At 42.4% G+C, this 14,594-nt stretch carries 12 protein-coding genes; 4 read left to right on the plus strand and 8 right to left on the minus strand.

Going from position 1 to position 14,594, the window contains the following annotated elements:
* Nucleotides 1–277: 277 nt before the first annotated feature.
* From HXN26_RS09380 to HXN26_RS09400, 5 genes are all read right to left on the minus strand, one after another.
* Nucleotides 278–958 carry a peptidylprolyl isomerase gene (locus HXN26_RS09380; protein ID WP_273160890.1) on the minus strand — a complete coding sequence of 227 codons (681 nt, stop codon included), beginning with the start codon at nt 956–958 and terminating at the stop codon, nt 278–280.
* Nucleotides 959–968: 10 nt separating this feature from the next.
* Nucleotides 969–2,207, minus strand: a complete 1,239-nt coding sequence (locus tag HXN26_RS09385; RefSeq protein WP_273160892.1) for a CobW family GTP-binding protein — start codon at nt 2,205–2,207, stop codon at nt 969–971.
* 546 nt (nt 2,208–2,753) lie between these two features.
* A complete protein-coding gene (locus HXN26_RS09390; RefSeq protein ID WP_273160894.1) occupies nt 2,754–3,896 on the minus strand; it encodes a cytochrome d ubiquinol oxidase subunit II in 1,143 nt (380 codons plus the stop codon).
* On the minus strand, nt 3,893–5,428 hold the full coding sequence (locus HXN26_RS09395; RefSeq protein ID WP_273160895.1) for a cytochrome ubiquinol oxidase subunit I: 1,536 nt from the start codon (nt 5,426–5,428) through the stop codon (nt 3,893–3,895). Before HXN26_RS09395 ends, HXN26_RS09390 begins: the two co-directional genes overlap by 4 nt.
* 231 nt (nt 5,429–5,659) lie before the next feature.
* Nucleotides 5,660–5,878: a DUF4492 domain-containing protein gene (locus HXN26_RS09400; protein WP_273160896.1), complete on the minus strand. Its 219-nt coding sequence runs from the start codon at nt 5,876–5,878 to the stop codon at nt 5,660–5,662.
* Between the two features lie 392 nt (nt 5,879–6,270).
* On the opposite strand from HXN26_RS09400, the gene HXN26_RS09405 reads away from it, so the two are divergent.
* The 4 genes from HXN26_RS09405 to HXN26_RS09420 all read left to right on the plus strand — a co-directional run bounded on the left by HXN26_RS09405 (nt 6,271) and on the right by HXN26_RS09420 (nt 11,502).
* The gene (locus tag HXN26_RS09405) at nt 6,271–7,776 is read left to right on the plus strand and encodes a TolC family protein (RefSeq protein WP_420541278.1); all 1,506 of its coding nucleotides are present in this window, start codon (nt 6,271–6,273) and stop codon (nt 7,774–7,776) included.
* 112 nt (nt 7,777–7,888) lie between these two features.
* Entirely contained in the window at nt 7,889–8,875 is a 987-nt protein-coding gene (locus HXN26_RS09410; RefSeq protein ID WP_273160899.1) for an HlyD family secretion protein, read from the plus strand.
* Between the two features lie 44 nt (nt 8,876–8,919).
* A complete protein-coding gene (locus HXN26_RS09415; RefSeq protein WP_273160901.1) occupies nt 8,920–10,083 on the plus strand; it encodes an ABC transporter permease in 1,164 nt (387 codons plus the stop codon).
* 120 nt (nt 10,084–10,203) lie between these two features.
* Nucleotides 10,204–11,502, plus strand: a complete 1,299-nt coding sequence (locus HXN26_RS09420; RefSeq protein WP_273160902.1) for an ABC transporter permease — start codon at nt 10,204–10,206, stop codon at nt 11,500–11,502.
* 770 nt (nt 11,503–12,272) lie between these two features.
* Here the strand turns inward: HXN26_RS09420 and smpB are convergent.
* From smpB to HXN26_RS09435, 3 genes are read right to left on the minus strand one after another with little or no spacing between them, the layout of a single operon-like run.
* Nucleotides 12,273–12,752, minus strand: coding sequence for an SsrA-binding protein SmpB (smpB, locus tag HXN26_RS09425; RefSeq protein WP_025000149.1), 480 nt, complete (start codon nt 12,750–12,752; stop codon nt 12,273–12,275).
* Nucleotides 12,745–13,254: a DMP19 family protein gene (locus tag HXN26_RS09430; RefSeq protein ID WP_273160903.1), complete on the minus strand. Its 510-nt coding sequence runs from the start codon at nt 13,252–13,254 to the stop codon at nt 12,745–12,747. The genes smpB and HXN26_RS09430 overlap by 8 nt, the downstream gene beginning before the upstream one ends.
* A 34-nt stretch (nt 13,255–13,288) precedes the next feature.
* Nucleotides 13,289–14,455: a replication initiation protein gene (locus tag HXN26_RS09435; protein ID WP_273160904.1), complete on the minus strand. Its 1,167-nt coding sequence runs from the start codon at nt 14,453–14,455 to the stop codon at nt 13,289–13,291.
* Nucleotides 14,456–14,594 lie beyond the last annotated feature (139 nt).

Below are 14,594 nucleotides of genomic sequence, written 5' to 3' on the forward strand. Positions count from 1 at the left end.
AAGGTAAAGGAAGAATAAAAAGAGGATGTATCAATTTTGACACACCCTCTTTTTTTATGCTTTTAAGGTGGTACCATCTATCGATTATTGTTGTTCCGCCTTCCGTTATTATGGATTCTGACTTTCTAAAGAAGGTTTTCAGCTTCCTTTTTTTCACTTCTTCGTTTTCCTTTTGTGGACATTTGGAAGGTTATCTTTCACTCTCCTAAATTGTTCTGTAGCCACTTTTGTTATACGAAGATGCGCAATCGACCCGACAAAAGCAACTTGCTTACTTTTACTTTATAACTGTTGCTTTAATAATACGAATATCGTTTACTGGGCGGTCGTGGCTGTCTGTGGTGGTACGCTGTATCTTTTCAACAACATCAAGTCCTTCAAGCACTTCGCCAAACACGGTGTACGAGCCATCAAGATGTGGTGTACCACCAATTGTTTTATACACTTCGCAGAGTTCAGGAGTAAGTTTTACCTTACCGTCAGTGTATTTTTCGATACGACTTTGCGCCCATTCCAATTGTTTGTCGGTAAACTTCTGTCCCCACACAATATAGAATTGAGTAGACGATGAGGCACGTTCAGGGTTTACATCGTCGCCCTCTCGTGCAGCAGCCAATGCACCACGCTTGTGGTAAAGTTTAGGAAAACAAATCTCAGCAGGTATGCTATACGATTCAGGAGTGTCGCCAAGCAATTGTCCTTGCGTAGCTGTCTTCGATGCTAAATCGCCCGTTTGCACCATGAAGTCCTTGATAACACGATGGAAAAGTACGCCGTTGTAAGCGCCACTCTGTACCATTTTCAAGAAGTTGTCGCGATGTTTTGGGGTCTCATTGTAGAGCGCAAGGCGGATAACACCGCTATCTGTAACAAGTTCTACCTCGCTGCGCACATTGTTTTGTGCCTGCGCCCATGCAGCAACCAGGCAGAAAAGAAGAAGAGTGATGGTCTTTTTCATATTGTCATTTTTATTTCAAACACTTATCTAATTCGGCTTTTATTGCTTCCTTATCCATATTCTGACCGATGAATACAAGCTTTTGCATGCGGTCGCCGTAGGGTTCTTCCCAGTCTTTCTTAAGGCGTGGGTTGCGCTCAAGGAACTCTCTGAGCTCGAATTCTGGCATGGTTGCGTACCATTGACCAGCATTTCTCAGTGTAACCTGCCTTCCTGCCTGTTCAAATACATAGCAAACATCTTTCTCGTTATCGAAGTAACACAATCCTTTACAACGGATAATGCTCTTCGGCCACTTGCGTGCCACGAAGTCATCGAAGAAGTTTAAGTCCATCGGACGGCGTGCATAGTACACGAAAGTGTCTATGTTGTACTCCAAAGCCTCGCCATGTTCCTCGTTCTCAAGGTGGTCATGGTCGTGGTGATGATGGTGGTGATGGTGATGATGGCGGCCATGTTCCTCCTCATGATGGTCGTGATGATGATGCTCTTCGTGCTCATCTTGATCGTCGTTGTCCTCGTTTTCAATTGCAGCAATCCATGCAGCGGAAGTCGCAACCCTATCAAAATCGAAGTCACGGGTATCGAGTATGCGGTCGAAATCGACATCTCCGTAGTTACATTCAATTATTTCAGCCTTTGGTTGCAATGCTCTTACAATGCGACGCACCTTCTCTAACTCTTCAGGAGAGACGTCATCGACCTTGTTAAGTAGTACAAAGCTGCAGAATTCTATCTGTTGTATCAGCAGATTTTCTATGTCGTCTTCTCCCAAATCCTTTTTTAAGAGGTCGTTTCCAGCCGAAAATTCGTCGCACATGCGGCGAGCATCTACCACCGTAACGATGTTATCGAGCACCGCACGGCCGTCTTTTGCAAGGTCAGGATATATCTGTGGATAAGCGCAAATAGTCTGTGCGATAGGCGCAGGCTCGCAAATACCGCTTGCTTCAATTACGATATAGTCGAAACGTTGTTGTTTTACGATGTCGCTAAGCTGCTGAACTAAGTCCATTTTAAGCGTACAGCAGATGCAACCATTCTGCAATGCCACCAGCGAATCGTCCTGTTGGTCTACTACGCCGCCCTTTTCTATGAGGTCAGCATCGATGTTTACTTCGCCAATATCGTTTACGATAACAGCGAACTTAATGCCTTTATTGTTGCTAAGAATTTTGTTTACGAGTGTTGTCTTTCCGCTTCCGAGATACCCTGTAAGCAGTAAGACGGGTGTTTCGTTCTTCTTCATATATATAATAATGTATGTTTTATATTGATTACTTCGATGGACAAAGGTACAATATTTGTGCCATAATTATGCTTTACAACTCATTTTTTTTCGACGTAATAGGCTTGTGAAATTGTAGATTTATAATGAATGATACTGAATAGATGAGCGAAAACAAAGCAAGAGTTATGTAAATATTTTTCAGAAGAGCAACAGTCGTGTAACCTCCACGTTATCAACGCATTGCAATACCTATTGTTTTGCATTGTAAAAGTGCCTGTTTTGCGTGGTAAAACAGGCACTTTTGCGTTGCAATATAGGCGCTTTTGCAGCATAAAATAGAAACTATTGTTTTTTACATGTGCTTTCTTTACAAAACAAAAGAGGTTTTAAAGGTTTTTTCTATAACTACTATAAAATTCTACGAATTATAGAATTACCACCTAACACCCATTTTATCAACAAAGAGAACAAACAAAAACACGATGCACCAAAACTTGGTACATCGTGTCGGGATATATAGTTCTATCTTTAATTGGGATAAAACGATGAAATGAAAAAGATTCTTTAATATGCGTGATCGTCCTCTTCTATTTCATGACGGTCAATCTTCTTGCTATCAATACTACGCCAAGCATAGAATATATAAGCAAGAACGAATGGAGCAATCAGACTCGCATAGAACATTGCATTGAGAGTAAACTCGCTTGAACAGCTGTTCTTGATAGTCAATGAGCTTTGTAAGTCGGCAGTAGAAGGATAGTATGCTGTGTTGTTATAGCCTACAATGAGGAACAACACCATAACAACCAATACTACACCGATACCGGTTGGCCAAATGCCCTTGATGTAATCCTTCTGCATAAGGGTGCGAACGATGCCGCAAAGCACCAACAATACGCCTACCAAAAGCACAACAGCCAAGTACCACATATCCAAAAGATTGTTCAAATACTTCATTGGTTCCATAACGATAGTGCCTTCTGCGTTTACTGCATAGCCTTCGCCGATAAGCGTTTTCACCAAGAAAGCAAGGAAGAACACAAGGAAAAGCACTGTGTTAATCAACAGCTGAGGACGCACACGTGAACGAATTGCATCGTCAGACACGTTATTGTTGATGTAGAGGATACCCAAAACACGAGCAAGGAATACAACGGCAATACCGAAAATAACCACCCATGGGTTCAATAAAACGTCAAGACCGCGTGAAGCATTCGCCCAATGAGAGATGACAGGCTGCATTTCGTTCACGATATTAGCCTTCTCTACGATGAAGTTTGAGCCTGTAAAGAAGGTTGCTACAGCCCCTCCGAGGAGCAACGGACCTACAATACCATTGATAATCAAACAGGTTTGGAAGGTCTTAACACCAAGAAGGTTGCCCGCTTTGTTCTGAAATTCATAGCTAACTGCCTGAATTATGAACGAGAAAAGAATGATAACCCATACCCAATAAGCCGAACCGAAGCTGGTACTGTAGAAGAGTGGGAACGACGCAAAGAATGCACCGCCAAACGTTACAAGCGTAGTGAAAGTGAATTCCCACTTGCGGCCTGTAGAGTTTACCACCATACGGCGTTCTACATCGGTCTTACCTAATTGGAAAATCATAGAGTTTGCTCCCTGCACAAACATTAGGAAAACGAGTAACGCTCCTAAAAGTGCAATGAGAAACCACCAATAATGCTGCAAAAAATCGTATGTCATAGTTGTGGTCCTTTCTTAATTTGCTTACACATAATATTAATTTCAACCAGCAACATGGCTGTGAAGAGGAACAAGAAGAGGAAGAACGTAAGAGCTACGCTTCCGCTGTTGAGGTCGCTAACAGCTGCCCATGTTGGCAACATATCCTGAATTGTCCATGGCTGACGACCAAATTCGGCTACCAACCAACCACATTCGCTGGCAATATATGCCAATGGAATGAGGGCAACACCTACCAATTGCAAGAGACGAGGACGGGTAATGTCCTTGCGATAAACTATAAAAAGGATAATGGCAAACACTAAAATAAAGAGTGCACCTAAGCCCACCATTATGCGGAATGCCCAGAAATTGATACCAATATGTGGCACAGTTTCGTCTGCATTCTTAATGTAGCCATAACCAAAGTACTTCATGTTGTCTTTCAAAGTCTTTATGTTGGCTTCTGTTTTCTGGCCGCCACGAAACGCTTTGAGGGCTGCAATGGCTTGCTTACCACGTACCATCTTCTCCTTAAGAGATGGTTCTACAGTACCATCGTCCTTTGTATAGCCGTTAATAATGTTGCGAATACCTGGCACGTAGCCGTTAAAGTCGCGTGTAGCAAGGAACGATAGTGCATTAGGCACAGCTATCTTCATTGGTGGCTGAGTCTGATTCATATAGTCAGGCTGTGAGAATGGATTAACAAGAGCTACCGCAGTAAGCGATTCTCCCCTGCCTCCTTCATACAAAGCTTCCATTGCTGCAAGCTTCATAGGCTGATGTTGTGCTACAAGATAAGCTGATTTGTCGCCAACCATAGCTGTAAGCAACGATGAAACAAGGCCTACGGTGGCACCAATCTTTAAGCTTTTGCGCGCAAACTCGACATGTCGCTTCTTCAATAAGTACCAACAGCTGACGCCAACACAGAAAGCAGCGCCTAAAACCCACGCTGATGTGATGGTATGAGTGAACTTATTCACAGCCATAGGACTTAAAGCTACTTCCCAGAAAGATGTCATTTCGTTGCGCATGGTATCTGGATTGAACTCACAACCCACTGGATTCTGCATCCATGCATTAGCAACGAGAATCCACCAAGCCGATACTGTGGCACCAAGACCGGTTAACCAAGTAGACGCAAGGTGGAATCCTCGCGACACTTTCTTCCATCCAAAGAACATAACGGCTACGAAAGTAGACTCCATAAAGAAGGCTAACATTCCCTCAATAGCAAGTGGAGCACCGAAGATATCGCCTACAAACCAAGAGTAATTGCTCCAGTTTGTTCCGAATTCGAACTCCAAGATGATGCCAGTAGCAACACCCATGGCAAAGTTAATACCGAAAAGACGCTGCCAAAACTGCGCTGTCTTTTTCCAAAACTCATCTCCCGTACGATAGTAGTACGTCTCCATAATACCCATAATGAGTGCCAATCCAAGCGTGAGAGGCACAAACAACCAGTGATAAATGGCTGTAAGTGCAAACTGAGCACGCGACCAGTTCACGACATCAGGGTCGATGGTTAATAATAAATTTCCCATTGTTGAATTATATTACTGTTAGAATTTAATTTTGTTCTCTCGTTAATTAACTGCTTTTTGGCTTTAGGTGCATTTGATAAGCTACCTATTATCCTTAGCTTTAACACCGTTCTCGGACTCTGATTTACACACTCCCACTTGGGAATAGTTAAGCTTTTAGCATTCAAAAGTCCCAGACATATTATGGGAAAAGCTTCGTTTTAACACTCAACTCTCCCCCATTTAAACAAGTTAGTTACGCTTCAGCATTTCCGTTTCTACGAATTCTGCTTCGCTTCCCTTCTTTGCATTCTCTTTAATAAAGTTGGGAAAAAAGAACAATTTAAGCACGAAAAACATAATAAAAAGCTTAATTATAATGATTAACCAAAGCGTCTTACCGAGCGTCATGCTCCGAAATCCGTCATAATAAAGGTCGAATACCCTATATAAAAAGCCTTTTTTACCCATTCAGTGAAATTGTTCTATAATCTGTATTAAATACAATTACGTTGTGCAAAAGTAAGAAATAAAAATAAAACTTAGGCATTTTTTCTTTTATTTTACTCGCTTTAACAAAAATAAAGTAATAATAAAGCTTTTTATTTTGGTCTATATTCAAAATGATTTATCTTTGTATTAAGATACGGAATAAAACTTTACAGGATTCAGAATCGAACTTTATGATAAAAAAAATATTGCTTTTCGGTGTATTTTTTACTATGGTTTGTGCCGCATTTTCACAGGAACTGCGACAAAAGATAGTAGGGGAAACGCTTGCATTTGTACCTGATATATTGACGGGAACGCAAAAGACTATGACAGAAAGGGTTATAAAAACGTCTGCTTTTGCATCCAAAACAATGGTGAAAACGCAGGAAACAGCTGCCGATAAGATAGAAAATGGAACGGCAGAAAGCCAAGAGGTGATTGCAGAAAGACGCAATGTGCTGTCGTTAAAGCGTTGTCGTGAACTGGCTTTGGCTAATAATAAACAGCTGGCAATATCTAAATTGACTGCCAATATTGCCGAAGACGCACACAAAGCAGCTAAGACTAAGTACTTACCACGTGTTACTGGTATGGCAGGATATGAGCATTTGTCTCGCGAAATATCTTTACTCAGCGACAAACAGAAGGAAACTTTATCTTCGTTAGGGTCTGCTACAGTTGGTAAAATAGGCGGTCAGATTGGTGAAAGTATCACTCAATTGGTGCAACAAGGCATTATTTCTACACAAGCGGCGCAACGCTTAGGTGATGTTTTGGGCAATATAACCTCCCCACTATCACAGGCGGGCAATAACATAGGGGAGACAATACGGCAAAATTTGCGTACAAACACAAAGAATATGTATGCTGCTGGCATCATAGTAACGCAACCAATATATATGGGAGGCGGCATAAAGGCTTTGAATGACATCGCTACTATAGGGGAAGAGTTTGCCAAAAACGACGTAGAACTAAAGCGACAGACAGTTCTTTTCGCTGTCGATAACGCTTACTGGCTTATTGTTTCGCTCAAAAAAAAGTCGATATTGGCTATACAATACCGCAATCTAATAAGCAAGCTGCACGATAATGTAACTAAAATGTACGATGCTGGCGTTGCAACAAAGGCTGACGGACTGAAGGTTTCAGTAGCTGAAAATACCGCAAACCTTACCATTTCGGAAATAGAAAATGGTATTTCGCTTGCAAAGATGGCTCTTTGCCAACTTTGTGGGCTCCCTCTTGATGGCAATTTGAAGCTCGAAGATGAAGGCACAGATAACCTTTCAGCTTTCGTTCCTACTCAATATAATAATGTAGACACCACCTTTAACGAGCGACCAGAAGTACGAATACTTCAAAATACAGTAGACATAACTAAGCAAAACACCAAACTTATCCAATCACTTTATCGTCCTCACCTTGCCTTAACAGCAGGTTACACTATTACAAACCCCAATTCTTTCAACGGATTTGAGCAGAAATTCAAAGACGTTTGGAGCATAGGGCTTGTTCTTCATGTGCCTATTTGGAACTGGGGAGAAGGCAAATACAAGGTAAGAGCGGCTCGTTCGGCCACCCAGTTGGCTCAAATGGAGCTCAGCGACGTGCGAAATAAGATACGTTTAGAGGTAGAACAGAATCGTTTCTGCCTTCAGAACGCTAACACTCGCCTTGCTACTGCAAACAAAAACATGGCATCTGCGGAAGAGAACCTACGTGTTGCCAATGTCGGATTTAAAGAAGGAGTAATGACTGTAACCGATGTTATGCAGGCACAGACGGCATGGATGTCGGCAAAAACAGCCATTGTAGATGCCGAAATAGCTGTACGCACAGCCCAAGTAGGATTGAAAAAGGCACTCGGCGAACTATAAACAAATCATTCTTAGCACGAATATTAGAAGTTTAACCACACATTTCGTGCGCTTAGAATATTGAAATAAAATCACAATAGAAACAAAACAAACAAAATAAAGGTCTTTTATTATGTCAGCAAAATCGCAACATAACAACATTATTTTGGCCATTCTGGGCTTCGCTACCGTAGTTATACTCGTGGCAGTAATTGGTTATTTCACATTAGGAAAGGAAGAAGAAATCATACAAGGCGAGGTTGAAGTAAGCGAATACCGTGTGGCTTGCAAGCTACCCGGCCGCATTACCGAACTCAAAGTAAAGGAAGGCGACTTCGTTCGTAAGGGTGATGTGTTGGCAGTGTTAGAGATTCCCGAAGTAAGCGCGCAGGAAAAGGTTGCCACTGCAGCCGCTGGTGCAACCGAAGCGCTTAGCGAACTCACTGAAGCACCCAACCGACAAGAGATTATAACAACCGCTTACAAGATTTATCAGCAAGCTATTACAGCCAACGACATAGCCGAAAAGACTTACGGAAGACTGCTCCGACTTTTCAATGAAGGCGTTGTTTCAGCACAAAAGCGTGACGAAGCCGAAGCAGCGTACCAGACTACGAAGTCGGCAGTAGATGTTGCGCGTGCTCAATACGAGCTTGCTACAAGCGGAAAGCGTGAAGAAACCAAGTTAGCAGCGAAGAAACAAGCACAAGCTGCACGCTCTGCTGTAGACGTAGTGAAGTCTATTCTCAAAGAAACAGTACAGAAAGCAACTGCCGACGGTGAGGTTTCTACCATCTATCCGAAGGTCGGCGAGCTTGTAGGATTGGGAAGTCCAATCATGAGTATTGCGATGGTAAACGATGTTTGGACCACTTTCAACATACGTGAAGACCAGCTAAACGGCATGAAAGTGGGCACAAAGCTAAAAGGTTTCCTACCGGCGTTCAACAAAGACATAGACTTACAGGTTACAGCCATTAAGGACCAAGGTTCTTATGCTGTATGGAAAGCAACAAAAGCCAACGGCCAGTACGACCTAAAAACCTTCCAGGTGAAGGCTAAACCGATTGGTAAAATCGAAGGATTGCGCCCTGGTATGTCGGTGATATTAAAGAAATAAGATAACAACAAATAGCAACACGCAAAGCAAAACAGCCCCCAACCGTGTTCCGACGCATTATAAAAATAGCAGCAAGAGAGATAGGACAGATGGTGCACACGCCTATCTATTGGTTTTGTATGATAGTCTTTCCGATTATTGTGCTGCTCTTTTTCACATCGTTGATGCACACAGGACAACCTGAAAATATGCCTTGTGGTGTGGTAGACAACGACAATTCCACTATAACACGTGCACTTGTACGTCGTTTAGATGCCTTTCAGAACACAAAGGTTGTAGCTCGTTACACGAACGTAAACGAAGCACGACGTGCCATTCAGCAAGGAAAAATCTACGCATTCTTATACATTCCCGAAGGAACAACGGCTAAACTGGTTAGCGGAAGACAACCTAAAGTGTCGTTTTATTATAGCAATGTAACGCTCGTAGCAGGTTCTTTGCTCTTTAAAGACCTAAAAATCATCACCACTCTTGGCTCTGCAGCGATGGGATCGGCTAAGCTTGAGATGCTCGGAAAGACCGAACACGAGATTAAAGCAGTGCTTCAGCCCATCGCACTCGACGTGCATGCCATTGGTAATCCGTGGTTAAGCTACAACATTTACCTTTCTACAATTATGATACCTGGTGTCTTAATGCTGTTCATGCTACTAATTACGGCATACTCTATCGGTACAGAACTGAAGTTTGGACGCTCGAAAGAGTGGATGCAAATGGCAGGAAAGAACGTTTTTGTAGCCATTACTGGTAAATTGTTGCCCCAGTTTTTAGTGTTCTTTACCATGTTTTTGGGTTACGAATGGTACGTCTACGGCTTTTTAGGTTTCCCCCACCCTGGTGGAATTAGCAAGATGTTGCTAATAGCCTTGCTCACTGTGGCATCGTCGCAAGGCTTTGGTGTATTTGTCTTCGGACTGATGCCATCTCTCCGTTTGTCCATGAGCGTTTGCTCGTTGTGGGCAGTTGTGGGCTTCTCAGCCTGTGGAGCGACCTATCCTTTGTTTGCTATGGACTCGCCAATCATAGCCATTGCACAGCTTATACCCCTTCGACATTATTATATGGTTTATCAAATGACCATCTTTAATGGCTATCCACTCATCGACGCATGGCCGCATGTAGTGGCTCTTGTGGCCTTTGCTGCCTTGCCATTGCTTACCGCCCGCAACATTCGACGGGCTATGTTGGAGTACGTATATATACCTTAAAGCAACTGTTGGAGTATGGTTCGCTGTGCTTCTGATACAAAACAATAACAAAATAAGACAGAATACAGCTCGGCATTAAGTTTATTTCATTTCGCAAGAAAGAGATTTCGAGAGTAATTTATGGGTAAGAATTCAGACAAACGTCATAATGACGCAAACAGCAACTTGATAGTTTCTATCTGCTATATATGGTGGATAGAGATGAAGAACACCATTAAAGACGAAGGTGTGCTTATCTTTTTTATTATCGTTCCGTTGCTTTATCCATTGCTTTACTCATGGATTTACAACAACGAAGTGGTGCGCGATGTGCCCGTTGTAGTGGTCGACCAATCGCATACAGCAACCTCTCGCGAGTTCATTCGTATGTTTGATGCTTCGCCCGACGTAAAGGTTGCCTACTATTGCAATAGTATTCCCGAAGCCGAATCGGTTGTGGGACATCAAAAAGCCAATGGTATTTTGTACTTCCCAGAAGACTTTGAGCGCACAATTAACCGTGGAGAGCAAGCCCATGTAAGCATTTATTGCGACATGAGCCTTATGCTTGCCTACAAAGCAATATATCAAACGTCGCTCTATGTGTCGCTCAATATAGGCAAAGAACGGCAGAAAGAAATGATAGGAACCGTTACGGTGCGCGACGAAGAACTTAGAACGCAACCGTTAGAGGTGGCGGAAGAGCCTATATTCAACGTTACGGGAGGATATGGAAATGCGGTTCTTCCAGGTGTGTTGATACTTATTTTGCAACAAACACTGCTGCTCGGCATTGGTCTTGCAGCTGGTACGGCACGCGAAAACAATCGCTATCAAGACCTGGTACCTATCAGTAAACACCATAACGGTATATTAAAAATAGTGTTGGGCAAATCGTTTTGCTACTTCATGATATACTGTGTAATCTCAGCTTACATTACTTTAGCTGTACCATATATATTCAATTTCACGATGTTGGCGGCTCCTGCCGACCTTATTCGTTTGCTTTTGCCTTACCTTTTATCGGTGATTTTCTTTGGAATGACGTTGTCGTGCCTTGTTCGCCACCGCGAAAATGTAATGCTACTTGTAGTGTTTACCTCTGTTCCTTTCCTATTCTTAACAGGCGTTAGTTGGCCACAGAGCAGCATTCCTGGCGTTTGGGAAGGCATAGCATGGCTCATTCCGTCTACCTTTGGCGTACGAGGGTTCCTCCGTTTGTCGTCTATGGGCGGCACATTTGCCGATATACGCACCGAAGTTCTTGCGCTATGGTCGCAGGCCATCGTCTATTTCTCCATCACTTGCCTTGTTTATCGCTATCAGATTATCAGTGCACGAAAGCACGCTATCGCTCGTGCAAGCAGCATGAAGGATAAGATTGAAAAGGTAAGAGCAACCAAGAAGCTACAATCTACTGGGGAAAAACCAACAGAATAAGTATAATATTAAAACACGTAAGTCCCGCTTTTCCTATTCTATTTTAGAAGGGAAAGGCGGGACTTATTCGTTTTCTGATAAGCAGAAAACAGCACAATGAATGAAGAAGACACCATGATTTACAAACACCTACATACTTATCCAATATTCTGCATAATCACTCTTGTTTTATGAATGATATTCTATTGCAAAGTAGCACCTACACAATGACTTTGCAAAAGAGCCTGTTTTGTGTTGTAATATAGGCACTTTTACCTTGCAAAACAGGCGCTTTTACAATGCAAAACAGGCTCTTTTGCAACACATTGATAACAAGAATGTTACGCGTTATTTACGCTTTCGCATAAATATACTTATATTTTCACTCCTTCTCCGACTATTTTTCGTACTTCATCAGTAGTAAAATCTTATTCGTAAATATTTGATTTTACCAAATACTAATGTAGATTTGTTCTCATAATCATGCCCAATACAATTATCGTTTAGTAGTATCTCAACGCAATGAACTTGTACAACGAATTGCGCTAATAGGCAATACAACACGATCGCAAAACTTTCGTAACACGCTTAAACACACTATAGTCCAAACCTTTATATTCGCTATAAGAAAACCAAACCCCACAACAAGAAGAGCCATTGATACGGAAGAAGCTGACAAAAAACAAAAAAGCGATAATTCGAAGTGATTGTTCTTCGGATTATCGCTATATGTTTTGTGGAGCTTTGAAGGCAACGAAAGTTCTGGAAACAGTATGTTTCGCCTCCAAAAATCAATACCGCTTTATTGCTCTATCCATTTCGCGGCGGTCTTCTTTCTCCTTTAGTGTCTGTCGTTTGTCGTATTCTTTCTTACCACGGCATAGTGCAATGTCTACCTTTGCACGTCCATGCTGGTCTATAAACACCAGCGTGGGAACGATTGTGAAGCCTGGTGACTTTGTATCTTCGGCCAAACGGCGTATCTCTCGCTTATTTAATAGCAGCTTACGCTTGCGTCTTGCTTCGTGATTCGAGAACGAACCATAGAAGTAAGGCGATATATTCATGCCTTCTAACCATATTTCGCCCTTGTTAATGAAGCAGAATGTGTCTACCAAAGAGGCTTTTCCAGCTCTGATAGACTTTATTTCTGTACCCGTAAGCACTATGCCTGCCGTGTAAGTATCTACGAAATAATATTCGAAAGAAGCCTTCTTGTTGCGTATTTGCACTGGCGACTTCTTGCGTATCTCTTGTTCTTCCTTATTCATTATCTATTACAACAAAATCGTTGATGTGGTCATCGATGTATGCAGCCACCATTTTTGTCCACTGTTCTTCGTTCACTATAAAGTCATCATCGGCATCGTCGAACTCTGGCATCTGCTCGTAGAGTGCCATAAAGTCGTCGTCCGACAAGTCTTTTTCTATCTGATCACGATACTTATCGTATGCTTTCTTGGTGCGACGAATGTGCGAATATAGGTCGGTAAGTCCCCAATTACGCATCGCAACCCCATAAGGATTCTTGAAAATGAAGGCTCCGTAGCCATTATGAATGAGCTGAACGTATCCTCCGTCCATCACTTCGTCGTGTAGATAGCCCCACCCTAACAACGTAATTTGGTCGGGTGTGAGTTCCTGCATATTGTCTTGTGTAAGCGTTCCTCCTATTGCTGTGGTGATAGCATCGATGAATACTTGTACAAAAGCATCTTCGCCATCAGCCACTGCAGCGCGGATTGTTGCGTCCTTTATCTTTACTTCTATCATTGTTCTCTCTGTTTTCTATTGTTTTATGCTGTTTTTAAGTCTTCACTTCCTCTACCGTTGTGTTTGGAATTTGATGCTCTCGTATCATCTGATCGAGACTTTTGAAGGTGTAAGCAGCCTTATCTTTCACATAAGTAGTGTTAAAACGCTGACGTAAGTCCATGAGTTTCTGCATCGCAAGCGGATAAAGCTCGGCCGTTATACGCTCTGCCATATCCTTAGCGTTAGGTTGTGTGAAGTCGAAATACTGTATAAGCATTTGTTGGAATTGCCTGCGTTGCATCTCATTCATTTGTTCCAGCTGAGCGTCCATCTTATTCTTGGCACGGTAAATCTGGAATATGAGTTCGTCAGGTTCGCCCCCTCGCTGGCCGTGGTCGTACTTTTTCTCGTAATCGAAGTAACAATCGCAGAACCCTTTATCGGCTAATTCCTTCAATTCCTGCTTCGCTGGGTCGAGCACACGACGGCAAAAGTCGGAGAATTTCTTATAGTTGTTCTCCAAACGGAGCATCTTTCTGAACTCCAAAGTTTTAATAACAGTTCGTCCTTTATCCACCCACGATTCTATAAACATATAGATGCGCTGCGTGTAACGGTTCTTGCAGGCAAACACTATCTGCTTTCCAAGGCGGTGATAACCAAAATCTAACGATACCAAACGCTCAGCAACACTTCTGTCGAGTTTCAAGATAGCATACTTATTGTACGAGCGATCTTCTGGAATATAGACGTCGCACAGGTTCGTTGCCTTAGTATATTTACGACCTTCGCTTGTCTTATAAGGAATCTCAACGGGGATAGCAGCCAGCATTTTCAGCGATGTACGCAACTGAGGATAATGGTTTGGGTCTACGCCAAGCTCTTTAAAAGGTAGCTTTATAGGCATTCTTCCGTCCTCGTCCAGCTCGTTCGTTTTGAAAAGATCTAACTGTGGGCTGCGTTTATTATTCAAAATGCCATGCAAGATAGACTGTAGGCTTTCAACAATCGATACAAGTATGCGCACTTGAATAAGCGAATAGTCGTGTCGCATCATAGTTACGGCAATTGGTTGCAGCAGCCATGTTTCCTCTTCGATAGGGATTAGCTCGTCCGATATACCTCGCTTAACAGGTGCTTTCTGTGCTTTAGCGCCTTTCTTGGGCTTTGAAGCCGCAGCGTTAGTACTTTTCTTTACAGTTTTCTTGGTCGTTACCATACCTTATTATATAATATGTGGGGAGATTTCTGATGCACATTTGCCAAGTATGCAGTTATATTTGATATTCAAGAATATTGCAAACGAGTACAAAGAAAGGAACTTTCAATTTGTCGAGTGCAGCTATATTTTATGCAAA

It is taken from the genome of Prevotella aurantiaca, assembly GCF_015262605.1.
GTDB lineage: Bacteria > Bacteroidota > Bacteroidia > Bacteroidales > Bacteroidaceae > Prevotella > Prevotella aurantiaca.